This window comes from Fructilactobacillus sp. X7R4C1, from assembly GCF_059901115.1.
In genome coordinates this window covers 151443-175521 of sequence record NZ_JBWXVD010000001.1, presented here as the reverse complement: position 1 = coordinate 175521, position 24079 = coordinate 151443, and the positions used below count along the sequence as shown (strand labels likewise).

Below are 24079 nucleotides of genomic sequence, written 5' to 3'. Positions count from 1 at the left end.
TTATGATTAATTTGCCTCAAATGAAAATTGAGCTCAATCCAAAAAAAGACCCAAACTCATCCCTTAAGTAATGAATTTGCGTCTTACAAATATTAATTCCTAAATTATCTTGCCCAATGATTGATTGGACCATATTTATGACCAACTTGGATCTCGTCTTCGATTGCGCCATCAACGTATTGTTTGGCAATCTTAATGGAATCGGAAACGGTGTGTCCCTTTGCCAGTTCAGCGGTAATGCCAGCTGAAAGAGTATCACCAGTTCCGTTTTTACGGTCGGTGGTAAAATAAGGGCCGTCGATATTAAAATGTTTGCCGTCTTCAAGTAAAACGTAGTCAGAAACCTTGGTCTGACTGGGGTCATCATGGCGTCCTTTAACAATTATGTTACTAGCCCCCATGTCCTGCATGGCTTGAGCTGACTTTGCCATAAAGTTGGGATCGTTAACGTCTAAACCAGTCAACTTTTGCGCTTCAAAAAAGTTAGGCGTGAGGACGGTTGCCATGGGAACCAGTTGGTTTTTCATGGCGTCAAAAGCATCCGCTTCTAAAAGCATGGTACCAAATTTGGTGGTGATTACTGGATCAACCACGAGGGGACCAAAGTCATAGAGCTGATAATCTTTTACGACCGTATTAATGATGTTAGCGTCTGATAACATGCCAGTTTTAGCAGCCAAGATGTGAAAGTCATCACCGAGGTCTTTAAATTCCTGGTCAATAAAACTAGTCGGCATGTTAACACTATCGTGAATCCCATATGAATTACCCGATACACATGCTGTGATAATCGATGCCCCGTAGACCCGACGGGCAAAGAAAGTGTTTAAATCAGCTTGGACGCCAGCACTACCGTCGCTATCGCTTCCAGCAATCGTTACTGCTTGTGGATAATCTTTAGCCATTTTTTGCGTCTCCATTCTAGTTTGATTTGATTTTTACCTGTTCCATGTATTATAATACTAAGAGCTGATGTATTTAAGGAATTAGACTTAATTGGAAGGAGTTTTTCATCATGAGAATTTGTCATCCAAATGGTGTCCAAGGTCGTCGTCCGATCGACACTAAAAAACGTAAAGCAAAACAAAAAGAAGTAGCAGACTTACAAAAGTTTTTGAAACAAAAACCTGCTAAATAATTGAACTAATTAACTTTTACTAGACGTCTGATTATTGATTTATTTTGATAATTAGTGGTCTATTTTTTTGTGCTTTTTTATTGATAACCACTGAGCAAGGTGTGATAATGATGGTGAAAATTATGGGAATGGGATGATAAAAATGGGAGTTGTAGGTTTCTAACCTAAAATGATTTTTGTAAATGAGTTCTTAATAAAGGAGACTGAAAATCATGACTGATGTAAAAATTCCCGACTATGACAAAAATAATATGCCTAAGACCACTAAAAGTGCGGTCTTAGAAAAAATGTTTGATATTGATATGAAGGACACTAAGTTAAAAAAAATGGGTCCAACCGATGTTTTGATTAAAGTTGTGGCCGTTGGAATCTGTGGTTCAGATGTTCACTACTATGACCAAGGACACATTGGTGATTTTGTGGTTAAAAAACCCTTAATCTTAGGACATGAAAGTTCTGGTGTGATTGTAGCAGTGGGTGATCAAGTAACCGACTTTAAACGTGGTGATCGAGTCGCAATGGAACCGGGCGTTCCCTGTGGTCATTGTGAGGCTTGTCGAACCGGTCATTATAACCTCTGTCCTAACATGCAATTCATGGCGACCCCGCCAGTTGATGGTGATTTAACTCAATTCATCGTTTATCCACAAGACTTTGTTTATCACATTCCTGAAAACGTTTCCTATGAAGAGGCGACTCTAAATGAGCCACTATCAGTTGGCGTTCATGCCACTCAGAAATTGGGAGTTGACGTGGGATCTACTATTTTGATTTCAGGGATGGGACCAGTTGGATTGCTTGCGATCTTAGCTGCAAAGGCCCATGGTGCTGACACCATCATTGTCAGTGATACCGAGCAACTCCGACTTGATACCGCCAAGAAGCTGGGAGCTACTCATGCAATTAACATTAAAAATGCGGATGTTTTAGACGAAGTTAAGACCATCACAAATGGAACGGGCGTTGATTACGCCATTGACGCTTCAGGATCAGTTCCAGGTGAACAAACTTCACTTCACGCGCTGAAGCGGGGTGGTAAAGTCGCCTACATTGGTGTCCCAACAACTGACCAAACGCCACTGGATGTTCCGTTCATGACTGATCATGAAACCACCATTATGGGGATCTTTAGATACTGTAACAACTACAAGACTGGATTAAAGATTTTAGCTAAAAACACTGATAAGGTTGATAACCTATTAACTAACTTTTATCCACTAGATGAAACGAAAGCGGCTCTTGAAAAATCAAGAACGGATAAATCGAACTCTTTGAAGGTTATCATTTACCCAAACGAACAGCTGCGAAAATAGATTAGAGTTAAGTTCTGCGTTTCTTTAGCGCAGAACTTTTTTTATTTAAAATAATTTGATAAAACAGTAGACAGTTAATTAATAACTGTGTATACTTGTGAACAACAAATTAAGTAATTCATTATTGCTGTGTAGTTCAGTTGGTAGAAACGCTTCACTGTTAATGAAGATGTCGCTGGTTCGAGCCCAGCCACAGCAGCTACAAAAAAGCACCCCTCATTTGATTGAGCGGTGCTTTTTTGTGAATTTAGTTAATCAAAAACCCAAATTCAACTCGGGACTTTTGATATTAATGCTTTTTACCCTTTTTAGCTTTTTTTGGTTTACTTTTTTTAGGTTTTGGCATTTGTCTAAGCTGGTCTTTCATGCCTTCAATTTCTTTTGCATGCTCTTGTTTCCATTCTTTGAATGAAGATCCTGAATCAGAATCGGCTGGTTTAAGGCCGGTATCTAACCAGAATAATGCTTCTGATAGACTAGGGAAATTGTGCAACCAAAGCGTCTGACCATTCTCTGAATCGAAAGCAACGTATGAGCGGGAGCGCCGCTTTAAGAAAGTATGCTTTCTAATCTTAAACGCTTCCCTTTTTCTAGTTAAGAAGTAATCTGGTAAAATGTACTTACCGGGAGTCATTAACTTGGGAAAACGTTCATTTTTTTGAGCATGACGGTCCTTGAGCATTGCTAACGCTTGATCAACTGTAATTAATTTTGCAGCTATGTCAGCCATTGTATGAATCCCCTCCTGTATGTTATTTTCGCATAAATATTACAAAATGCAAAACGATATGATTAAATGTAATAATTAATTAAGATTTTAATTCAAATGGAGCTAAAATGGCAAAGAATAAGAAGTATTACGCGGTAAAGCAGGGGAGACACCCTGGAATTTATCCGACGTGGGAACTCACTAAAAAGCAAGTTGATGGATTTTCGGGAGCTGAGTATAAAAGTTTTACAACTAAAAGAGAAGCTGGCGCGTACTTATATGGGGTTCAATTTGAAAACCATCCGGTGGAAAGTAAAGTAGGTAAACGCCCAACCATCATTGTATTTACCGATGGTGGTTCCAGAAATCACGGTAATGTTGCTGGTGGTCACGTCAAATCAAACGATAAGGCGGCGTGGGCATACCTAATTGATGCTCCGACCGGTCAGCACGTTGATTCAGGCGGTGAGTATGGGGTGACTAATAATAGAATGGAGATTATGGCACTCGTGAAAGCTTTGAAATGGTTGTTTGATCATCAGCTTAACGACCAGAGTGTTGGGGTTGTCAGCGATTCAAGATACGTTTTAAACGCCATTACTAAACACTGGATTGACGGGTGGAAAAAGCGCGGATGGAAACGTAGTGGCGGAGAACTTAAAAATAAGGAACTCTGGCAACAATTGGATGATTTATTGAAACAGTTTCCTAACATCCAATTTGGTTGGACGAAGGGTCACGCCACAAATAAAGGGAACGTCTTCGTGGACGAGAAATTGAATCAAACTATGGACAAAATGTAAATTTTCCTAATAATAAGGTTAAGACCTAAAAGGAGTGATTCAATGACGAGTGAAAGAGAAAAAATGACTAAGGGAGAATCTTATAATCAATTTGATAAAGAACTGATTAGTCGAAGGATCCTTTGTCGAAAGCAGTTGCAGGAGGCTAATAATACCCCTAATAATGAGAGGCGGAACCAACTGATTCAATCCTTGTTAAAAAAGAGCGGACCAAGATTCTTTGTTGAGACTGGGATGGAGTTTGATTATGGCTTCAATATTTACATCGGAGACAACTTTTACGCTAACTATGGATTGACGTTGCTTGATACGGCTCCAATTACATTTGGTAAAAATTGTTACATAGGTCCTAATTGTGGACTTTATACAAACGTCCACCCGTTAAACGCTAAAAAGCGAATCGCAGACGTTGAGATGGCCGCTCCCATTACCATCGGTGATAATGCCTGGTTTGGTGGTCATGTCACCATTGTTCCCGGCGTGACCCTTGGAAACAATGTGGTGGTTGGTGCTGGAGCTGTTGTTACCAAATCGTTTGGAGACGATGTGGTTTTAGTCGGAAATCCAGCTCAAGTATTAAAAAAGATTGACAATAATTAGTGAATTTTACTTATTATCTTAGTTGTGTATAATGATAGTGAAAGATAAGTAATTATCATTTGTGTGACCTTTACAACGCTATGCAAGTGGCTCTATGAGCACCATACATAGCGTTTTTTGTTGTGAAAAAAGCGTTTGGAGGGATTTCTTTATTTTTAAAAAATTTAATATTGATAAATTCGTCTTTATTCCAACCTTATTAATTTTTGGAATTGGTTCAATCATTCTGATTATTGGTGGTTCCAAGTTGCAAGGGGTACTAGCGGTAGCCTTAAATTGGATCACTAATCAAATGGGATGGGCCTATATGGTGGTTTACATAATTAACTTCTTATTTTTTATGTGGTTAATCTTTTCAAAGTATGGTGCTATCCGCTTGGGTGAGCCCCACTCCAAACCAGAGTATAGTGATTTGCAGTGGGGCAGCATGGTCTTTGCGACCGCAATTGATGCCAGCATTTTAATGTTGAGTATGGTGGATCCGCTTCGATACTTGCAGCATCCTCCCTTTGGGGCTAAACCATTTTCACAGAGTGCTTATAATTATGCGCACATGTTTGGTCAGTTTAACTGGGGACCAATGGCATGGATGATGTTTGCCCCGGCTACGATTGCCATTGCTTATATTCTATTTGTTAAACACGGCAAGGTACAACGTCTTAGCTCTGCCATTGATTTTATTCAGGGTGAGGCTAGGTGGAAGTATTACACCAGACAGCTAGTTGATTTTCTGGTTGTCTTTGGAATTATGGGTGGTGTTGGATCATCGGTTGGAATGGAAATTCCCATTATTTCTAATGTTTTAAGTCGTTTATTAGGGATTCCAGATAATTTGGAACTTAAAACTGCGCTCTTTGCGGTGCTATTTGTGATCTTTGCCTGGACCGTTTATAAGGGATTAAATGGTGGAATTGATCGTTTGAGTGATGCCCATATTTGGACAGCCATTATTTTCTTAGCCTTTGTCCTGTTAGTTGGTCCAACTATTTATATCTTAAGTTCAGAGACCAACAGTTTGGGACTCTTGGCTGATAAGTTTGTTTCCATGTCAACTAATACCATTCCCAATGGAACTGCGGACGTTGCCAAACTGGAAACGATTTTCTACTGGGGCTGGTGGTTGTCATACATGCCGGTCATGGGACTGTTTATTGCTCGTATTTCTAAAGGACGAACCATTCGTTCCACTTTGATTGGAATGCTTGGTTACGGTTCAGTAGGATGTTTAAGTTTTTATGCAATTCTTGGTGGCTATTCGTTATGGTTACAAAGGACCGGACAGATTAACTTGGTTCATATTTTGAATACGCAGGGGCAGGCTGCTGTCATTACTGCTGTATTATCCAGTTTGCCCTTTAAGGTAATTGTTTTTGTCGTTTACTGTATTTCGTGTTTTATCTTTCTGGCGACGACCATCTCGTCCTCAGCTTTCATTGTTTCCTCATTTACAAGTTTAGGGTTAAAGGAGGGACAGGAACCAACCCAGTTTAACCGAATGACATGGGTTGTTGTCTTTGTCTTATTCTCGTTTGGACTAGTAGTTGTCGGAGGATTTAGCACCATCCAGACCTTTTGTGCGATTGCTGGATTTCCATTAATGTTCGTATGTATCATGATATTGATATCGATTTACCACATGGTTAAAAATGATGAAGGAATCGTGCTTAAAAATAAAGCAATGGACAATCTAAGAATTAAACAAAAAAAGGAAAAGATGCGTCGTATTCATGCTAAAAAAATGGTAAAAAGTATTGAAGACGCTCAAAATGGTGCTGGTGAAGCGTCGCTACCTGATCCTAATAAAGAATAATGAGTTAATAATAATCAGTGGGTTGCTACTGATTATTTTTTTATTAAAAATCATAAAATTAATGATATGATGTTATTGAAAGGGGATGAAGACAATGGAAAAATTTAAACCATTGACATTTGAAAGAATTTTATTGACAGTTGATCCCGACGATAGTAAGTCAACGCAACGGGCTTTTCGTTACGCAGTTACTATTGCCATTAAGTTTCATGCGGCACTTGGAATTTGCTCGGTGTTAGAAAATAATGATATTAATATTTATGATTCTTTAACACCAAGTAAAATCGAAGCAAAACGGGATCATTTACGAGAAGTGGTTGGTAATTACACCGATCGAGCAAGTGACGCTGGCGTGGAGGACGTAACCCCCATTATTTCGGTTGGTGGGAACATTGACGATGAAATCTTGGATGCCATTGCTCCCAAGTTTAAGGCAGATCTCTTAATTTGTGGAGCTGATGCGACCGGTGAACACGGTAATCGTAGTATTAGTGTTAAACTGGTTAAGCAGTCTAAAATTTCAACGATTATCATTCGTTAGTCTAAAGTTTTTAATAATAGGTAGGGTAGGTAAGGGTTTTGTCAGATAAGTTAAGAGATTTTTTTAATGAAGGTACCACCGATGAGATTACTAAAAAGATGCTTGGAACGTTACTGGTTTATCATTCTCCAAAGGGGTTGATGAGCGGATACGTTACCGAAGCGGAAGCCTACCTGGGACAAAGAGATTCAGCAGCGCATGCCTATCAGGGGAAAAGGACCCCATCGAACGAAGCCTTGTATGGTGTTCCTGGCACGATTTATATCTACTCCATTCATGGTCGACTTTGTTTGGACGTTGCTGCTCAGGCTAAGGACGTACCAGAGGGAATTTTGATTCGTGGAATCGAACCTTATCAAGGGATTGACTTGATGAAACAAAATCGTAAGAAAAATGGTTTTGAATTGACTAATGGCCCGGGAAAATTAATGGATGCCTTGGGGATTTATGACAAGGATATGAACTTGATTGAGCTTGGTAACACCGCCCTTGACTTAGACATTGATCATGTGAAAGTCCCAAAAGAAGTGGTCGAATCGGGACGAATTGGGGTTAGTGACCGAGGAACTTGGACGGACAAGCCGTATCGTTTCTACGTTAAAGGGAACCCTTATGTGTCTAAGATACCTAAGCGTGATATGGATTTAAAAACATACGGATGGAAATAAGGAAGGGATGCTACTTTCATAAAGTAGCATCCCTTTAAAATTGTTTTATTTTTCATTGTACAGGTTTTTTAAACCATGAATGTCACTAAGACCAATCTGATTAGGATCAAGTGAATTATAGTAAGTGTCATTTGGGAACATGATACTTTCTTGAGCGTGATTGTGCTTAAGTCCCATTGCATGACCAAATTCGTGTTCGGTTGTTAGCAATTGCTGCTTGTAAGTGTATTCCATGTTGCTCATTACCCGCGGATTGAGCGTGATTTTGGCACCTGACTGATAAGTGTGATTTTTAACGTTGACGGTTTTAGTGAGATTCAAAGTAACTCCAGCGTACCGATTGCCCTTCCAGAAGCCAGTATTACTATTGGTAGTACCAATGGTTGTCGGAACTTTGGTTTTGGAACGAATCCAGGTAAAAGCATGCGTTTTATTCCAGTTTCTGGCAGCTTGTTCAATGATAGTTTGGTACGATTGGGGAGTTCCTCTCCGAATATAGTATTTGGCGGTGGGGTGTTCATAACGAAAACCAATGTTAGGGTCAACTTTCTGATCAGCTTCAGTGGTCGAGCTCGTGAAAGAACTAAAGGCAATCATTGAAACTAATAATACCATTAGGGTTCCCACAATTTTGATTGATTTTTTCATTTTTGGTCCACCTTTCATCCCTGATTTAGTCTGAAACAAATCCATCTTAGCATAGCGAAACAGAATGGAGAACAAAAAAGAAATGGGTCCGAAATTCTTAATGATTTCGGATCCATTTTCATTACTTTTATTTTTTGAACATGTATTTAGCGTCAGCAACGTGATCCTGAGAAGTGAGAATTTTAGGACCATCTTCGGTGATTGCTAAGGTGTGTTCGTATTGAGCTGAGTATGAACCATCTTGGCTAACGTAGTAGGTCCAATCGTCTTTTTTATCATAATCATCTTTGATTTTCCAAGTACCGAGGTTAACCATTGGTTCAATGGTAATGGTCATGCCTGGTCTGAGACGCATTCCATGACCGGCAACCCCATAAGCTGGAACAGCTGGATCTTCATGAATGGAAGGCTGGATGCCATGTCCAATTAATTCTCGGACATCACCCATATGGTTTTCGTCTTCAACGTAGTGTTGAATGGCAGCACCAATGTCTCCAATTCGATTACCAACTTGAGCTTGGTCAATGCCAAGGTAAAGTCCTTTTTTAGTAACTTCCATGAGTTTCTTGATCTTAGGTGAGACTTCACCAACCGCGTATGACCAGCAGGAGTCACTTTCAAAACCGTCTTTATTGACACACATGTCAACTTTGACAATGTCGCCTTCCTTTAATTTTAAGCCCCGACGCGGGATTCCATGGGCAACTTCATTGTTGATTGAGATGCAAGTCCCGTAGTTATAGCCGTCAAAGCCCTTTTCTGATGGAGTAGCCCCGTGGTCGGTAATGTACTTATCAGCAAATTCTTCAATTTCCCAAGTATCAACGCCCGGCTTAATGATTTTTTTCAAACCATTGTGGACACCAGCTAGCACTGCACCAGACTCGGCCATTTTTTTAATTTCACGATCCGATTTTAAAGTAATCAAGTGAATATCTCCTTTTATTAGTTGGATAAATTGTTTTTTCTTCCATAATTAAAATTAAATAAAGCATAAAAATGATTTTTAATTACCAAGTTTAGTTAAAATCTCACACCTCTAATATATCACTACTGGGCCTATTATTTCTAATCATAAATTAACCGACGTCTTTGTGAAAGAACATCACATTTATTTTTATAAAATTTAAAGATTGATGGGGATCGTGTTACAATATCAATTAATTAAGTGATAAATTAATAATTATTCTAAAATATGAAGCAAGATATCTGGTTTAGTTAACAAGTTGTTGTTAAAGAAGATTACTTTTTATTCTTTGAGATAAAAGAGGCGACGAGTTTGGTAGCAAAAGTTAAATATGTAAGGCTTTTTCTATGCAGCATGGTTTTGTTAGTGTGCCTATTTTCCAGAGTTGTAAGAGCCGATGGGTTAGTTGATTACTCCCAAAATAATGATACCAACGTGGGCCTAAACGTGCAGGGAAGATTTAATGTTCCAATCATCAATCCCTTTACCCCAAGTGAAAATTCCAACATTGGTGCTAATGGAGCGGCTGGTGAGAATAATGATCAAGATGCCGTCGATTATGTCCCCAAAGATTTAACCTTTCAGGCTCTCAGTGACCCACATTTTGCGGATAGTCCGTTAACTTCAAGTGGCTCTAGCACGTCTAAAGATGGAAGTCAGAATAACTTTGTGTTTGTCCAAGTTCATGACTTTGGTGATACCGGACCAATGGAGTTAAAGGCCACGCTTGAAGCCGATGGGAATGGAAACGGGTTTGTTAACGGTGATGGAGATGCCCTTCCCGGAGCGTACATTGAATTAAAGAATACCCAACTGTTTCAATATGACATTGGGGATGCTGTGTACAATAATCTCTCACAACCAGCGTCACCAGACAACATTGGAACGACCACCATTACGACTGATGCAGATGCTCCGGTAATGTTGTCGAATACTAATAATGGCCCCGCTGATCAGTCAATGACTCCGGTTGGTTCGTTTGGCGTGTATGAATTAGCGTGGACGTTAGGAGATTTCCGTCTGGAAGTTCCGTTTAATAGTAATAGTTTTACTGGCTATGATAAAGTCCCTAGTCAAGATAATGAATACGACGGCACAATTGATTGGAATTATGCTCCTCAGGTTCACTAAAAAGTTAGGACCCTAATTATGAAAAAGTTCGTTAAATCACTATTAATCACGCTGATTGCTTTATTTATGGTGGTAGTCTTGGCCACTTTGACGACTTCGGCTGCTAGTATGAGCAGTACGACCCCAATCCAGTTCAAGATTGATGACAGTTATCATGTGTCACATGATAATTCATACTACCAGATTATAACTAACCAAGCACGTGATTATCCCATCGCCATCTCGATAACTAATTTAAGTAAAACCAACGCTTGTCAGATTAGCACCCGAGTTGATTCTGCGTCCACATCATCTAAGTTGGCGTTATTTTTTAATAATAATCAAAGTCAGTTTCGTGGATTACCCGTTAACATGCGCCAAGTGGTCTCATTTAATGAGTTAAGTGATCGTGATTTTCAGTTAGCTCCCAGGCAAACTCGGATCGTGAAGATGTCCCTCAACTTAAATAATGATAAGTTTCGCGACTTTAATGGCGAAATTCTTGGCGCAGTGACTTTTACACAAGATGCGCCGGCAGTTAAAGGTGAGATTAATAATCAATTTTCTTACACCATCCCGATTGAGGTTAGAAAAGGGAAACCGCAAGGTAGTGAGATTGAGGCAACCAAAAACGATCTCAAGAAGGATGCCGTCAAGCATGCAATGTTTACTTTTGGACTAGTAAATAAAAAACCGGCCATGTTGGATGACGTGAAAGCTAATGCAACGTTGAAGAACGTGACGTTCAATCAACTTATGACGAGTACCGACGAGATTAGAAGGGGTCAGATAGCCCCCAACAGTGAATTTGCGATCAAACAACCACTAAATAAACAATTATTGCCCGGTAGGTACGTTGCCACCGTTAATCTCAGTGGTAAGAATTCAGTTAATGAATCACCTAGTCACGTTAAATTACAAAGGGAATTTATCGTTAGTCCGGTTGACTACATCAGGACATTTTCAGATCGAACACTCTTGATTATGATCGGAATTATAGTTGCGTTAGGCCTGATTGTCACAATTTTGGCATCTCTAGTAATATTTAATCATCGAAAACACAAGGTGTAAGTCTTAAATCAGGGAGGAATGAACGGTGAAAAAGGATAAATGGATCCAACGAGTAATTCTCGGTGGAGTGACCATATTATTTATAGTGGCTTGTACGATCCTATTCTTATATACAACGAGTTCAAATCGTTCTGCTTCAGTAAAGGCCGAAAGTAATCCTCAAACAGCTAGTTCATCAGCTAGTCATGCTCATTCTGCTAGTCAAAGTAGTTCGTTTAAAAAGACAAGTTCAACTAGTAATAATCCAGATCAGGCGTCATCTGGAAACGACCAGAAGACAAAAACCTCAAGTAACCATGATATGGACCAAAAGAGCGTTAAGTACACACAATTGATGCAAGAAAGTCAGAATGACGAAAGTGATTTTAAGGCTGGTAAGTACGTGCCAGCCACCAAGTTGTCGGCTGCGCAAATTAAAACGGCTGATTTATCGACTGTCTCGGTGGGCGACTGGAGTAGTTTTGTTGCGGCCATTCAGAATTCAAACGTCGATCATATTTTAATTGCAAATGATTTTGCCGCTCCTGATACCGGAATGCGACAGGTCCAGGCTGCTTCTCGTCTAAGTGGTAATCTGGTGGTCGACGGACAAGTTACCGCTTCTAATAGTAATCCAGACGATCAACACGTTAATGGTCCAACGGTTGATTTAGGCGGTAATAGTTTTGATTGGCATGGAAATAATGGAAGCAATTCGAATGGGACATCCCAGTTTCCAGACGTTCAGGTTAACAACTTGAACGTGTATGGTGGTAATTATTATGGGATGTTTTGTGATAGCAATGGTGGAATTCATGGTGATGTACAAACTTACACCAATTATTCGTATACTGGTTCTCAACCGTTTGTTAACTATGGTGGATTAGACGTTTTAAAGGGCCAAATCCGGTTGAACCAGGTTAATCGGTATTCAGCGATGGGGCGAACTAATTCTAATATTTCCTTTGGTGGTCAACAACTGATGGAAGCATGTGCATTGTGGATTGCCGACAGTAATGACAGTTCCAATCCAACTAACGTTAAAACCACCAGTAATAACAATTCTTCTCTTCCTAATTTTGAAATTGGTGACTGGGGAGACGAACGATGGGATCAGCGGATTCAAAATGTTCCCACTAATCCTAATACTGGTCAACCTTTTAATCTGGGTCAGATTGCGATTGGTAACAATGTCAATGTCGATATGGATGCGACTGCTAAAAACTCAGTTGGTGGTGGTAATAGCAACAGTTCAGGTCAAACTTCTGGATTTGATCTGGGGCGTGGCAATAATCAAAATGACTTTAGTATTGGTAATTATTCCAAGGTTAATGTTGATATGACGCCTGGTCATAGGGCCATCACTTCCTATAATCGAGCAAATAGTAGTGCTCAATCTGGAATTAATATTGGGAGTTCAACCCTAACGGTCAATAGTAACCATGGTTACGGAAGCCCAGCAACTAATCGTCCAGGCATATTTGCTAACGGGGACATTACCTTTGCTCCTAATCAGGTTGCTGGACTTGACCCAGGTTCTGATCAACAGCCAACCTTAAACATTGATAAAAATGTTCAAAATAATGACTCAAGAATGGCAATTCAGTCGCTAACTGGGAACGTTGATTTACGTAAACTGGGGTATGGCGATCTGCGGATGAGTAATTATAGTCATCCGGTTAATGAACCAATTATTTCGGTTAATCGCGGTCGTACAACCGGGAGCGGACAAATTGAGTTTGGTGCTAATCAACCATTCTCAGCTTGGAACTTAACTAATTCTGATAATGACGGTTCGCCTCAGTGGAGTTGGGAACAATCACCGGCTAGTGGCTGGTCGTATCCAAATGATACCTTTCAACCCACTTCGTTTGATCCATATCAATACTCTCGTTTAAAGGTGGGGACTTCCCAGTCTGAAGGTAACCTGCAGTTTGACCATTCATTAAATGATGCAAGGGATTCGAAGTACTCGTACCAGATTGACGGAACCGTCACGGATGACAACGGTGCTCCCTATGCAGATGCGTATGTTAGTTTAACTGGTGATCCGAATATCCAACCCAATGTTGGTAACAACGATAGTATCCCAAATGATGGTTACGCCTTTGGATATCCAATGTTTCAACCCAAAGCTCCTGATAATATTTCCAAAAGGGAGTACGTCGCTAAGACTGATTCTAACGGGCACTTCAATTATACGTTGCCTAAAAAGAACGGACAGCAAACCTACCTGACTGCGAACGAAACCATTACGGCTTTTGCCGCTGGATATAATGATTCCAGTTGGTTTTACACGAAGGAGACCCCAGAACCAGTTGACGGTGTTAATAGCCCAGGGGTGATTAATCCATATCAACCGCAAACACAGGATGACAATGGCTTTCCACAAAATGTCGATCCGGGTGACCAAGTTGCGGGAGCTAACAACCCTGCTGACAATAATGATCCGGCAATGTTAAGACTCGACGCAGTTCCTCAAAGCATGCAATTTAACATGAACGGTGGGAATGCGTCACTGATTAATGGTCATTTGGCGGTTCCAATTTCTGAGCAGGGAACTTCGTTAGCTTACAATCCAAATAGTTCGAAGCCGGGGATCTTTACCCAGTTTACTAATTCTGTTGGTAGCGAAATAAATGATGACGGTTGGAACTTATCGGTTACGGCTACAGCAAATGATAATCAAGGAAACCTGTTAAATGATGCATCGTTACTTTTGGGTGGGTCCCCACTTGGTGATGGTTTTCTCCAAGAATTAAGTACCCCAAGTGGCATGGGACTTACGCAGTGGAATAAAACGGGAAACAATCTTTCCGACCTCATTAACTTTAATGGACAGGAAACCCCGATTGTCTCAAGTAATGATGTGAGTTTAGATAATTCAACCTATCAGACATTTTGGAATTTGGATAACATTAAATTGAACCTAGATGAAGAAGTTTTAAGGGATAATAAAGCGGGCCTTGGTGGCAATTCACAGAACTCTAGTGGAACGCTGACTTGGAACTTGTCTCACGGGCCTTCTGAGGGCGACTAATGATTAAGACGATGATAATTTAAGAATTGTTGTCGTCTTTTGTGCGTAATGAATGATTAAACTTGGAAATTGGAGTAGCGTTATAATGAAAATAGTTCAAAGATTAATGGTGATGATAGTTGCACTCGGTGCTTTTGTTCTTTTCTTCTTACTTGGAAGTATTTTTACCCAGGCCGATACACAAAATCAGGTCCCACTGGAAGTTCTTCCTCAGATAAAAGATGTGAAAGGCCAACAAAAAAGGGCTGATTATTTCGATATTAAGGCAACTCCTGGGATGAAACAACAGCTAAAAATCCAGTTGATTAACCGAAGCACTAACATGCCATTAAAGGTTAAATTGGGAGTTAATCCCGCTACTACTTCTGGAGCTCCTACGATTAGTTACGCTAATAAAGAGAAAACTAATAACCGTCAATTTCCGATTGAGAAGTTGGTAACTTTTGCTAAAACTTCCGATCAGTCGGTTTCACTTCAACCGCAACAAAAGCAAACCATTGTTTTAAATCTAAATGTTCCGAATGACAGGCGATTTCAAGACTTCAAGGGAACCATTCTTGGTGGCCTTTACGTTGTCGAAGATAATGGCAACCAGTCGTCATCACCAGTCAATTCACTGTATTCATATTCGGTTGGAATTCAGTTAAAACACGGAAAACAACCTGCTAACATCAAAATGAATGGGATTAAGATGCTGAATGCTAGTAATCCTAATTTGATGGAAGTCAAGTTATCAAATGACAGGGCGGCGGTGCTTGGAAAAACCAAGATTAAGACTGACGTTACACCGATTAACAGTATGAATGCTTTAGACTCACATACAACTTTTGATGCCGTAATCGCGCCTAATAGTTCGTTTAATTACCTGGTTCCTAAGTCCGCTAACCAATTACCGAACGGACGCTATTTGCTTCACTTAAAAATGATTTCTAATGATCCTCAATTTAAGGGAACTAAGGTCTGGAACTTTACGCGTGGGTTTACTGTCAATAACCCAATTTCAGCGACTCATTCAATAAATAAAGCGGTTTCAAAGAGCATCTTCTGGTTGGTTATGTTAATATTGTTGTTGGGTATCATTGGTATCTGTCTTTATTTCTTTTTTGCCGGAAGAAAACAAGATGAGCTATAAATCTAATAAGACTATGTTTCATACACAATTGTGTATTATTATTTGGAAACCGGTGCTTGCGTGTTCCGGATTTTTTGTGCGGGATTTTTGTGTCACTGGGATTCCTAATTTATGAACAAAGGAAGAGTGATTTTTTGGAAAAAGCAGCAAAGAAAAACATTTTTTTATTTGCGATTGGAATTGCCATTGTTGTGGTTGGTTTTCTTTTTATTGAATTTGGGATCAACGTTGATGGTGTAAAGCGTGGCGAACACACCCCCATTTTATTTGTATCAGACCTAAATAAAACTTCCAAGGCTGCTAATCACCTGACGGTTACTTCTAGTCGTGAGGGCGGCGAGTATGCCATGAAGATTAACGTTTATCCGGACGGTAAGATTTATTACCATCCTAACGGAAATGTACACGCTAAGTATCCGATTATCAAGGTCAACTTTACCGACAATACTGCTTCCACGGTAATTCAGGCGAAGTGGCTGAATGAAATTCTCGTTCATTTAAATCATAAGTACCATTATCAACAATATAATGCTTTAGGATTTGGTTCTGGGAGTCTAACGATTTATCAGAACGCCGTGGCATATGGTCAAGAATCGAATCATATGCGACTGACCAAGTTCATATCAATTGGTGGACCATACAAGGGCATCATGCCGGTAACTGATGTTATGAACCATCGCTACCCGAAAGTTAGTGAATTAAAGGATGCCTCTAAGAGTTTTCCGAAGGGTGTGAGTGTCCTCAACGTTTACGGACAATTGAGCAAGACAAATAAATCTGACGGACGAGTTACTACTTCGTCTGCTCGTGAATTAAGAAAGCTTGTCCCGGGCTCTGACTATCAGGAAATTAAAGTAAGCGGAAGATCAGGTCAACACAGTAAGTTATTAAACAATCAGATGGCTTCAAGAATTATTGAAAGATTCCTGTTCGCTGAATAATCAAACAAAAGCGAGATCACAAATTAATGTGATCTCGCTTTTGTTTTAATTAGAGTTGGTTAACGACACCTTTTTCAACGGCACGGCTTAATGCTTGAAGTTCGTTAATCTTTGATTCAATGAGGTATTGACCCTTAACTTCACTCTTGTCTTTAGCATCTTGTAATTGTTGGTCTAAGAATTGAATTTGTTTATCGATATAATCAGTAAGTTTCATATTATGCACTCCCATCTGTTCTATTTTTCACTTACATCCTACCAGATTTGAACTCGTTTATCAGGTTTTAAGTACATCTGATCTTTGGCGGTTACGTCAAAAGTTGTGTAAAAGTCATCAAGATTCTTAACTTGAACAGATGCCCGAAGTGGGGCAGGTGCATGCACGTCAATTGATAGTAATAGATTCTGGTATTCTGGGGTGGCTTTCATCCGCCAAATCCGACCCCAGTTGGTAAAGAACTGGTATAAGTCAGTATTATCACCATTTTTAGCGGCTTCTTCAGCACAGCTAAGACCACCCGCATCAGCGATATTCTCTGAAACGGTCAATTTACCGTTAACTTTACCACCCGCAAATGGAATGCCGTTGAATTCGTCAATCATTTTCTGGGCTAACTTGGAGAAGTGTTCGTGATCGGACTTGGTCCACCAATTATTCAGGTTACCATACTGGTCGAATAAAGAACCATTATTGTCAAAGGCGTGTGAAATTTCATGAGCCATAACCGCTCCGATTCCGCCATAATTAGCGCTTTCGGGTTGATCTAAACTGTAAAATGGTGCTTGTAGGATGGCAGCCGGGAAGACAATGATGTTTTTAAAGGGGTGATAGTAAGCATTCACGGTGTTGGCACTCATTTCCCAACGTTCTCGTTCCACTGGTTTGTTCCACTTGGAGAATTCGTCTTGGTTGGCAATTTTTTCAAAGTTAAGTAGGTTACTTAAAACCGTGCCACCATCTTTTTCCTTGGTAACGTGAAATTTCTTGTAAAGCGGATCTAGTTCATCAGGATATCCGACTTGAACTCCAAGGGTAGAAAGCTTTTTAGTTGCCATCTTCTTAGTGTCGTCGCTTAACCATTGGTTGTTTGAAAGTCGGTTTTTATATACGTCGATCATACTATCAACCATTTGATGAACGTCAGCTTTGGCTTTTTCACCAAAGTATTTTTTACCGTAGTAGTCACCAACCACTTGATCAAAAGTTCCTGATGCAAGGTAGTAGGCGGCCTTCTTTTTATTAGTGGCTTCCTTCTTGCCTGAGAGCGATCTACTATAGGTCCCACCAACTACCCGGAATTCGTCTGAGAGAGCGCCACTGTACCCATTAAGTGTCTTTACAAGCATCCAGTCCTTCATAAGCTGGAAGTGAGATGAAGTTAAAAGTTCGGAAAGATTACTAAAGAATTGGGGTTCGGTGACGATGATCTTTTCAGGAAGGGTACCAACTAATTGGTTAATGGCTTTCTTTAGGTTCAAGGCATTGGTTGACCGAGCTAATTCGTCGGTACTTTCTGGGTTGTACATTTTACTGTAGTCAGCAGCTTCTTCAGCTGACTTGACGTTTGGGGCGATTAAGCGATCAAATTCAACCGCATTTTCAACGATCTTTTGACTGTCGTTCTCACTATATCCAGCCATTTCAAATAACTTGGTGGTCATTTGAATGAAGATTGGCATTAAGGTTTTAGCCGCTTCATTATCTTTTTCGTAGTAAGTTTTATCTGGCATAAAAAGGGAAGGTCCACTCGCAAAGAGGGCGTTCACTTTCGCATTCTTCATGTCAGGATCAAGTCCCAATGAAAATGGGGTTGGGAGTCCAGAAAGGATCCAATCGGGGAGCTGATCGTTTAAATCATTGTAATTTTCCAGATTACTGATTCGGTCAAGGACTGGCTTTAAAGGCTTAACGCCATCTTCATCACGCTTTTTGAAATTATTAGTCATGTTATAGAACTTTTTGTATTCCTCGAGTTCAGGGGTTTTAGCAGGTAACTTTCCACTTGATAGGTCGGCTGAATCCTTCATTAAGGTCTTGTCGATATCATCAACTAGATCCATGAAACCACCGGTTGACGAGTGATCAGACGGGATGGTTGCTTGTTTAATCCATGCTCCATTAATGGCGTCATAGAAGTCGGTTTTTAGTTCCGACTTATCAATTGGAAATTCTTTGTTAGTCATAGTCATTGTCCTTTCGAATTTTTTCTCATAATTAAATGGTATCAAAAAAGTCCCATGAATGTTGTTCATGAGACTCATTTTTTTCGATTATTTATTTTTTTAGGTCTTCAATTGAGTTAACGTTCTTCATGTACTTCGGCACAGCTAAGCCAACTTTAGCCTTGTCAATACTGGTACCAACGATTTCAACGTTATTTTTGTACTTCTTGTACATCGGTGCCATCGTTGTTGGCAACCAACCAGCAGTTGAAGCATCGGCCGATCCAGTTGAAAGGGCCGTCCACATTGGTTGAGCTTCCATTGCTGAAAGGGTTGGTTTATAACCTTTCATCCGTAGCAGTTGAGCAACCACGTTGGATGATGACAATTCGGAATCCCAGGAAACAAGGACCAGTTTAACGGGTTGACCGTGTCCCTCAGGAACACCGTTAAGCCACTGTTTAACTAGTTCGGGGTGTTTATTGATGAATTCTTTTGAGGCTTTTTCAGCATTTTCACCCTTATCAATCTTAAACATGACTTCACTCATCAATTCGTCGTTCCAGTGGAATTGTCTGAGAAGTTTCGTTGCCCCAGGATTTTTCTTTTCAAATCCCTTGTGGATGATAGTTTGAATGTGTTCACCCTTACCATAGGCGTTCTTTGGATCTTTTAAGAACTTGATAGGATACTTTTGAAACATCCAGTGCGGGGTCCAACCAGTAATTACGATTGGTTGTTTGTACTTGAGCGCTTTATCAAGAGATGAAAGCATGGCAGCAGTAGAACTAGCCTGGAGTTGCCATTTTTCTTTCTTAAGTCCATAGGTGTTTAGCGCCTTAGTAGTTGATGACATGATTCCGGCTCCAGAATCAATTCCAGTTATTGTGTAGTTAACTTGTGGTCCAACTTTAGCGTTGGGATTGTACTTTGGTGGATTTACACTACATGCGGTTAGAGTTACCGCTAAAAGTAACGCGGAAGTGATTCCTAGAATCCATTTTGTAAATTTTTTATTCATTATTTATTTGCTCTTGCATCAGCTTTATTGGCACCACCAAGGCCTTTGCTGATTTTATCAAGAACAATGGCAAGAATAACGATTGCGATACCAGCTGCAAAACCAGTACCCACATCATTTCTACCAACGGCAAAGTAAACGGCTTCTCCAAGCCCCATTGTCCCGATCATTGAAGCAATAACTACCATTGAGAGGGCAAGCATGATTCCCTGGTTAATCCCTGACATAACGGTTGGTTTTGCTAGTGGGAACTGAACTTTGAAGAGTTTTTGCCATGCGGTACAACCAAATGATTCCGATACTTCAAGGTATTCACTTGGGACTTGTCTAATTCCAAGGTTGGTCATGTTGACGATTGGTGGAATTGAGAAGATTACGGAAGCAAATACACCAGGAACTTGACCGATTCCGAATAAAGCAACGGCAGGGATCAAGTAAACAAAGGCTGGCATGGTCTGAAGAAATGACATGATTGGACTCACGATGGTTTCCACAATTTTACTTTTAGCCATCCAGGTTCCAAGTGGAACTCCAATGATGACGATTAAAAGACAAGTTGTCAGAACCAAGTCCAAAGTTTGAGTCATGTCACGCCAGTATCCTTGGTTCCAGATTAAAAGGAAGCCAAGAAGTTCAAAGAGCATGAAGCCCCAGTGCTTTGTTTTGCGAAATAAGAACCATGTTCCAAGTAGGATAATGACAATAAACAACCAAATTGGGATAATGTCAAAAACCCATTGGATTCCGTTCATAACGGTATTTAAGAAAAGCGTAATTGCATTAAAGAAACCAGCAAATCCAGTTAACCAAGCAAAAAAGTCATTGACCCACTTGGCAATGGGAATTGCACCAATGCTAGCGATAGATAACAAACTATTCATTAGTTATCTCCTCCTTTCTTCGTAGCCATGGCATCAAGAACGGCACTTCTTAAAATAATACCCTTCAGATGTTTTTTGTCATCAACCACCGCGTATGGGATTGGTGATTTAGAGATGGCATTGAACAAGTCACCGATTGGTGTACTTGGAGCAGTAGTTGGAACATTTGTTTTTAATGCGATGTGAAGATCTTTTTCGTGTTTATCAATCATTTCGTTGACGTCATCAGCGTCGACAATTCCAACGAAGTGGTCTTGTGAATCAACAACAAAGATACTTGAGATTTGGTCTTCCTTCATTCGACGAAGGGCTAACTTAGGACCGTCTTTTTCGATATTAACTGTATTTGGCTTAACCATGACGTTGTATGCAGTAAGAATCTTAGAACGATCAACGTTTTCGATGAATTTCTTAACGTAATCATTTTTAGGGTGATCAAGTAAGTCTTCCGGTGTATCAACTTGAATGACGTCGCCATCGTGCATCATCATGATCCGATCACCAACTCTTAGTGCTTCATTTAGGTCATGACTGATAAAGATAATGGTCTTATGCAACTTCCGTTGTAGTTCCAATAATTCATTCTGCATTTCCCGCCGATTCAATGGGTCAAGAGCTGAGAAAGCTTCGTCCATCAAGAGAATATCAGGATCATTGGTAATGGCACGAGCTAAACCGACTCGTTGTTGCATTCCACCAGATAGTTCAGTTGGATAACTATCGTCGTATCCGTGAAGGCCCACCATCTCTAGTGATTCGTGGCCCTTTTTTTCACGTTCTTCTTTGTCAACGTCTTGAACTTCAAGTCCAAAAGCAGCATTTTCAAGGATGGTACGGTTAGGAAGTAAGCCAAAACCTTGAAATACCATACTCATTTTTTTACGACGGAGGTTAAGTAATTGTTTCTTATCAAACTTCATGATGTCTTCTCCATCTAGGTAGATGGATCCAGAAGTAGGGTCAATCAAGCGATTAAACATTCTTAACATGGTTGACTTACCCGAACCAGATAGTCCCATGATAACGAAAATTTCGTTGTTTTTAATTGAGAAGTTGGCATTATCAACTCCAACGGTACTACCAGTTTCTTCAAGAATTTGAGCCTTATCTTCTCCCTTAGATAAAAGTTCTTGTGCTTTTTTAATATGAGGACCAAAGATTTTAGTGATGTGATCAACTTTGATTTTTTCATTATTATTTTGAGCCACAGAACTCCTCCTTTCGATTAACACTGACAATTAAAGTAAAAATATCTACATTAACCAACTTAACAAGTACAACTGTATATGTCAACTTTTCTACCATTTATAAAGCGCGGCACACCGGTTTTTACGGGTTCTATGTCCTTACTCTGATGTAGGTTCTCGTAATGTAATTTTATTTTAAAATTAATGTTAAAAGACGAGAAATGTGTTAGAAGAATTGTCCGATCCCATAGTGAATGATCATGGTAATGATTCCCACGATGACGTTTCTAATTACCGCAATCTTCACCAGACCATTCCCAAGTTCGGCACTTAAGAATCCGGTGATAGCTACAGCAATGATGACAGCGATGATAGTTCCAGGCCACTGAAGTCCAACGGGAAGCAGCGTCATGGCAAGTAGTGGGAGAATTCCACCAAGTGCAGCAGAACACAGCGACGAGAAAGCTGCACTCCACGGACTTAGATATTTCCCTAACTGAAGGTCATATTTGACGCTTACTACCGTTTCAAGCGGTTTTTTTGATAATAGATCCTTTGCAATTTTAGTTGCCGTTTCTTTACTAACCCCACGGCTCATGTAAAATTGAACGACACTTGCCATTTCATCATCGAAATTGGTTTTTAAAAGCTTGCTTTCGGTTTTAACGGCCGCTTCCTCAGTGTCACGTTGGGAACTTACTGAAGCATATTCTCCTCCTGCCATTGAAAAGGCACAGGCAAGCAGATCCGATAGTCCGGCAATGAAAATAGTGAGGGGATTCGTAGTAGCTACAGCAACTGAAAAAAGGACTCCAACGACAGTGAGAATTCCATCATTTGATCCAAGAACGCCGGCACGGAGATTGTTCAATTTCTCATCCATGGTATTGTCGTTATTATCTTTTAGTTGTTTCTTTAAATGAAGACGCATCTGCTTACCTCCTAAAATGCTAATCCGACTAAACGACCAACAAGATAGGCAACGGTCATGGTTACTAATCCCGAAATGACGTTTCGTATTAGTGATTTAGTCCGGTTAGCGTTTCCAAGAATGGCAGCAACGTATCCGGTGATTGAAAGTGCCAAGACGATGGCAATGTAGGTCCCAAGCACGCGATATTGCGCTGGTGCAACGAAAATGGTTACCAGGGGAAGAATTGATCCAGTTGGAAACGAGATCATTGATGCGATGGCAGCGGCATAAGGATTAGTGAAATCATTTCGATCAAATGAATATTTTTCACGAACCACGGTAGTGAGGGGATCCTTTTGCATCATTTCGGAAGTAGCTCTTTCAGCCAGGGCGTTTGCCATTCCGGTTTTAAGGTACTTATTTTTAACGAAGTTAAACTCGTCATCATAATGATTTTTAAGGCCCTGTTTAACGAGATCAATTGCCTGACGTTGTGAATCCTTCTGGGTGTTAACCGAGACGTATTCTCCCATCGTCATGGATACCGTTCCAGCAAGCATTCCCGCTAAACCTGAGATTAGAATTGCCCAATTACTAGTTGATGCACCAGCGACCCCGAGGACAATTCCAGCAACCGATAGGATCCCATCATTGGCACCCATAACACTAGCCCGCAAAACGTTGATTTTCTGGGCAAGCGATGTTTTCATTTTTGACATAACTGACTCCTCCAGTTTATAATTATTATAATCTAGCTCAACTACTATTTTACCGCAATAACTTGACATAGTAAACACGAAAGAGAAATTAGGCATAAAAAAAGCACCATGAACAAATGTCATGGTGATCGATTTTTGAAATAAAATTAGTTTTTTAATTAGTCCTTTGATGAAGTTTTGGACATTTCAACAACTTTTTGGTTGTTGCTCTTGTTTTGACTCTGTTGGTCCTTTTCCTTTGCTTGACATTCTTTACAAATTCCATGAACTTCAACGTTTGAAACTGATGGATCAAATCCAACCTGCTTGGTTGCGTCCTGTAAGTCTTTATCAATTTGCTTGAACTTTGGATCATCAATATCAATAATTTTTCCACAGGTATCACAAATGGCGTGAAAATGGGGATGACTGTAAAAGTCATAGCGATATCCACCATCTGGATTTGGCAATTCAATCACGATTCTAAGCTTTTTAAATAAACGTAAGTTATTGTAAACAGTTGCCATACTTAGGTTGGGAAAGGTTTCTTCCAAAAAATGGAAGATGGTCTCAACCGAAGGATGGTTATTGTGATCGATAAGGTACTTTAAAATAATTTGTCGTTGCGGGGTAATTCGGACATTGTTACTTTTAAGAATGTCCATGGCTTTCCCATACGCTTCTTTCTTCTCTTTTTCATTCATAAATATGCACTCCCATACATTATAATGTTACTCTTTTATTTC

24 protein-coding genes and 1 tRNA gene are annotated in these 24079 nt (G+C 40.0%); 13 read left to right on the top strand and 12 right to left on the bottom strand.

From position 1 onward, the window contains the following. Positions 1-104: 104 nt before the first annotated feature. Entirely contained in the window at positions 105-905 is an 801-nt protein-coding gene (thiD, locus tag AC6UC9_RS00935) for a bifunctional hydroxymethylpyrimidine kinase/phosphomethylpyrimidine kinase (protein ID WP_500700849.1), read from the bottom strand. Between the two features lie 110 nt (positions 906-1015). Here thiD and AC6UC9_RS00930 point away from each other — a divergent pair, with 110 nt between their 5' ends. From AC6UC9_RS00930 to AC6UC9_RS00920, 3 genes are all read left to right on the top strand, one after another. Further along, on the top strand, positions 1016-1138 hold the full coding sequence (locus AC6UC9_RS00930) for a hypothetical protein (protein ID WP_010022570.1): 123 nt from the start codon (positions 1016-1018) through the stop codon (positions 1136-1138). 212 nt (positions 1139-1350) lie between these two features. Further along, the gene (locus tag AC6UC9_RS00925; protein ID WP_500693452.1) at positions 1351-2451 is read left to right on the top strand and encodes an NAD(P)-dependent alcohol dehydrogenase; all 1101 of its coding nucleotides are present in this window, start codon (positions 1351-1353) and stop codon (positions 2449-2451) included. Positions 2452-2576: 125 nt separating this feature from the next. Then, positions 2577-2650, top strand: a tRNA-Asn gene (locus tag AC6UC9_RS00920). 90 nt (positions 2651-2740) lie between these two features. On the opposite strand, the gene AC6UC9_RS00915 is transcribed toward AC6UC9_RS00920, so the two are convergent. Beyond that, positions 2741-3181: a hypothetical protein gene (locus tag AC6UC9_RS00915; protein ID WP_500693453.1), complete on the bottom strand. Its 441-nt coding sequence runs from the start codon at positions 3179-3181 to the stop codon at positions 2741-2743. Positions 3182-3288: 107 nt separating this feature from the next. Between AC6UC9_RS00915 and AC6UC9_RS00910 the strand changes: the two genes are divergently transcribed. The 5 genes from AC6UC9_RS00910 (at position 3289) to AC6UC9_RS00890 (ending at position 7582) form a co-directional block, all read left to right on the top strand. Beyond that, complete coding sequence (locus AC6UC9_RS00910) at positions 3289-3963, top strand: ribonuclease H family protein (RefSeq protein WP_500700848.1); 675 nt, start codon at positions 3289-3291, stop codon at positions 3961-3963. Positions 3964-4005: 42 nt separating this feature from the next. Continuing rightward, positions 4006-4563 carry a sugar O-acetyltransferase gene (locus tag AC6UC9_RS00905; RefSeq protein ID WP_500695301.1) on the top strand — a complete coding sequence of 186 codons (558 nt, stop codon included), beginning with the start codon at positions 4006-4008 and terminating at the stop codon, positions 4561-4563. Positions 4564-4657: 94 nt separating this feature from the next. Next, positions 4658-6373, top strand: coding sequence for a BCCT family transporter (locus AC6UC9_RS00900; RefSeq protein ID WP_500693456.1), 1716 nt, complete (start codon positions 4658-4660; stop codon positions 6371-6373). Positions 6374-6467: 94 nt separating this feature from the next. Further along, a complete protein-coding gene (locus AC6UC9_RS00895) occupies positions 6468-6914 on the top strand; it encodes a universal stress protein (RefSeq protein ID WP_500693457.1) in 447 nt (148 codons plus the stop codon). 38 nt (positions 6915-6952) lie between these two features. After that, the gene (locus AC6UC9_RS00890) at positions 6953-7582 is read left to right on the top strand and encodes a DNA-3-methyladenine glycosylase (RefSeq protein ID WP_500693458.1); all 630 of its coding nucleotides are present in this window, start codon (positions 6953-6955) and stop codon (positions 7580-7582) included. Between the two features lie 45 nt (positions 7583-7627). On the opposite strand, the gene AC6UC9_RS00885 is transcribed toward AC6UC9_RS00890, so the two are convergent. Together AC6UC9_RS00885 and map are read right to left on the bottom strand one after the other, a co-directional pair. After that, complete coding sequence (locus AC6UC9_RS00885) at positions 7628-8230, bottom strand: matrixin family metalloprotease (RefSeq protein WP_500700847.1); 603 nt, start codon at positions 8228-8230, stop codon at positions 7628-7630. A gap of 127 nt (positions 8231-8357) precedes the next feature. After that, complete coding sequence (gene map, locus AC6UC9_RS00880; RefSeq protein ID WP_500695297.1) at positions 8358-9158, bottom strand: type I methionyl aminopeptidase; 801 nt, start codon at positions 9156-9158, stop codon at positions 8358-8360. Positions 9159-9509: 351 nt separating this feature from the next. Here map and AC6UC9_RS00875 point away from each other — a divergent pair, with 351 nt between their 5' ends. The 5 genes from AC6UC9_RS00875 to AC6UC9_RS00855 all read left to right on the top strand — a co-directional run bounded on the left by AC6UC9_RS00875 (position 9510) and on the right by AC6UC9_RS00855 (position 16470). Continuing rightward, positions 9510-10328 (top strand): hypothetical protein, encoded by an 819-nt coding sequence (locus tag AC6UC9_RS00875; RefSeq protein ID WP_500700846.1) that lies wholly within the window; start codon positions 9510-9512, stop codon positions 10326-10328. 18 nt (positions 10329-10346) lie between these two features. Then, positions 10347-11378 carry a WxL protein host-binding domain-containing protein gene (locus AC6UC9_RS00870; RefSeq protein ID WP_500700845.1) on the top strand — a complete coding sequence of 344 codons (1032 nt, stop codon included), beginning with the start codon at positions 10347-10349 and terminating at the stop codon, positions 11376-11378. A gap of 25 nt (positions 11379-11403) precedes the next feature. Then, positions 11404-14397 (top strand): pectate lyase-like adhesive domain-containing protein, encoded by a 2994-nt coding sequence (locus AC6UC9_RS00865; protein WP_500700844.1) that lies wholly within the window; start codon positions 11404-11406, stop codon positions 14395-14397. 85 nt (positions 14398-14482) lie between these two features. Next, positions 14483-15529, top strand: coding sequence for a WxL protein host-binding domain-containing protein (locus tag AC6UC9_RS00860; protein ID WP_500700843.1), 1047 nt, complete (start codon positions 14483-14485; stop codon positions 15527-15529). Positions 15530-15663: 134 nt separating this feature from the next. Beyond that, positions 15664-16470 (top strand): alpha/beta hydrolase, encoded by an 807-nt coding sequence (locus tag AC6UC9_RS00855; RefSeq protein WP_500700842.1) that lies wholly within the window; start codon positions 15664-15666, stop codon positions 16468-16470. Between the two features lie 49 nt (positions 16471-16519). Here the strand turns inward: AC6UC9_RS00855 and AC6UC9_RS00850 are convergent, their stop codons facing one another. From AC6UC9_RS00850 to AC6UC9_RS00815, 8 genes are all read right to left on the bottom strand, one after another. After that, positions 16520-16687 (bottom strand): hypothetical protein, encoded by a 168-nt coding sequence (locus AC6UC9_RS00850; protein ID WP_010022596.1) that lies wholly within the window; start codon positions 16685-16687, stop codon positions 16520-16522. A 38-nt stretch (positions 16688-16725) separates the two neighbouring features. Beyond that, a complete protein-coding gene (locus AC6UC9_RS00845; protein ID WP_500700841.1) occupies positions 16726-18654 on the bottom strand; it encodes a M13 family metallopeptidase in 1929 nt (642 codons plus the stop codon). 91 nt (positions 18655-18745) lie between these two features. Continuing rightward, on the bottom strand, positions 18746-19654 hold the full coding sequence (locus AC6UC9_RS00840) for a glycine betaine ABC transporter substrate-binding protein (protein ID WP_500693467.1): 909 nt from the start codon (positions 19652-19654) through the stop codon (positions 18746-18748). Beyond that, positions 19654-20535: an ABC transporter permease gene (locus tag AC6UC9_RS00835; protein ID WP_500693468.1), complete on the bottom strand. Its 882-nt coding sequence runs from the start codon at positions 20533-20535 to the stop codon at positions 19654-19656. The genes AC6UC9_RS00840 and AC6UC9_RS00835 overlap by 1 nt, the downstream gene beginning before the upstream one ends. Continuing rightward, entirely contained in the window at positions 20535-21743 is a 1209-nt protein-coding gene (locus AC6UC9_RS00830; RefSeq protein ID WP_500700840.1) for a quaternary amine ABC transporter ATP-binding protein, read from the bottom strand. The genes AC6UC9_RS00835 and AC6UC9_RS00830 overlap by 1 nt, the downstream gene beginning before the upstream one ends. A gap of 205 nt (positions 21744-21948) precedes the next feature. Further along, complete coding sequence (locus AC6UC9_RS00825; RefSeq protein WP_500693470.1) at positions 21949-22653, bottom strand: VIT1/CCC1 transporter family protein; 705 nt, start codon at positions 22651-22653, stop codon at positions 21949-21951. An 11-nt stretch (positions 22654-22664) separates the two neighbouring features. Continuing rightward, positions 22665-23354, bottom strand: a complete 690-nt coding sequence (locus AC6UC9_RS00820; RefSeq protein WP_500700839.1) for a VIT1/CCC1 transporter family protein — start codon at positions 23352-23354, stop codon at positions 22665-22667. 158 nt (positions 23355-23512) lie between these two features. Continuing rightward, positions 23513-24037, bottom strand: a complete 525-nt coding sequence (locus AC6UC9_RS00815) for a Fur family transcriptional regulator (protein ID WP_500699208.1) — start codon at positions 24035-24037, stop codon at positions 23513-23515. Positions 24038-24079: the final 42 nt, after the last annotated feature.

Coding starts and splice junctions, on each gene's coding strand:
- AC6UC9_RS00905 (WP_500695301.1), top strand. CDS start 4,006: ATGACGAGTGAAAGAGAAAAAATGACTAAGGGAGAATCTTATAATCAA.
- AC6UC9_RS00930 (WP_010022570.1), top strand. CDS start 1,016: ATGAGAATTTGTCATCCAAATGGTGTCCAAGGTCGTCGTCCGATCGAC.
- AC6UC9_RS00925 (WP_500693452.1), top strand. CDS start 1,351: ATGACTGATGTAAAAATTCCCGACTATGACAAAAATAATATGCCTAAG.
- AC6UC9_RS00815 (WP_500699208.1), bottom strand. CDS start 24,037: ATGAATGAAAAAGAGAAGAAAGAAGCGTATGGGAAAGCCATGGACATT.
- AC6UC9_RS00840 (WP_500693467.1), bottom strand. CDS start 19,654: ATGAATAAAAAATTTACAAAATGGATTCTAGGAATCACTTCCGCGTTA.
- AC6UC9_RS00885 (WP_500700847.1), bottom strand. CDS start 8,230: ATGAAAAAATCAATCAAAATTGTGGGAACCCTAATGGTATTATTAGTT.
- AC6UC9_RS00825 (WP_500693470.1), bottom strand. CDS start 22,653: ATGCGTCTTCATTTAAAGAAACAACTAAAAGATAATAACGACAATACC.
- AC6UC9_RS00910 (WP_500700848.1), top strand. CDS start 3,289: ATGGCAAAGAATAAGAAGTATTACGCGGTAAAGCAGGGGAGACACCCT.
- AC6UC9_RS00820 (WP_500700839.1), bottom strand. CDS start 23,354: ATGTCAAAAATGAAAACATCGCTTGCCCAGAAAATCAACGTTTTGCGG.
- AC6UC9_RS00895 (WP_500693457.1), top strand. CDS start 6,468: ATGGAAAAATTTAAACCATTGACATTTGAAAGAATTTTATTGACAGTT.
- AC6UC9_RS00835 (WP_500693468.1), bottom strand. CDS start 20,535: ATGAATAGTTTGTTATCTATCGCTAGCATTGGTGCAATTCCCATTGCC.
- AC6UC9_RS00845 (WP_500700841.1), bottom strand. CDS start 18,654: ATGACTAACAAAGAATTTCCAATTGATAAGTCGGAACTAAAAACCGAC.
- AC6UC9_RS00850 (WP_010022596.1), bottom strand. CDS start 16,687: ATGAAACTTACTGATTATATCGATAAACAAATTCAATTCTTAGACCAA.
- thiD (WP_500700849.1), bottom strand. CDS start 905: ATGGCTAAAGATTATCCACAAGCAGTAACGATTGCTGGAAGCGATAGC.
- AC6UC9_RS00915 (WP_500693453.1), bottom strand. CDS start 3,181: ATGGCTGACATAGCTGCAAAATTAATTACAGTTGATCAAGCGTTAGCA.
- AC6UC9_RS00870 (WP_500700845.1), top strand. CDS start 10,347: ATGAAAAAGTTCGTTAAATCACTATTAATCACGCTGATTGCTTTATTT.
- AC6UC9_RS00900 (WP_500693456.1), top strand. CDS start 4,658: ATGAGCACCATACATAGCGTTTTTTGTTGTGAAAAAAGCGTTTGGAGG.
- AC6UC9_RS00860 (WP_500700843.1), top strand. CDS start 14,483: ATGAAAATAGTTCAAAGATTAATGGTGATGATAGTTGCACTCGGTGCT.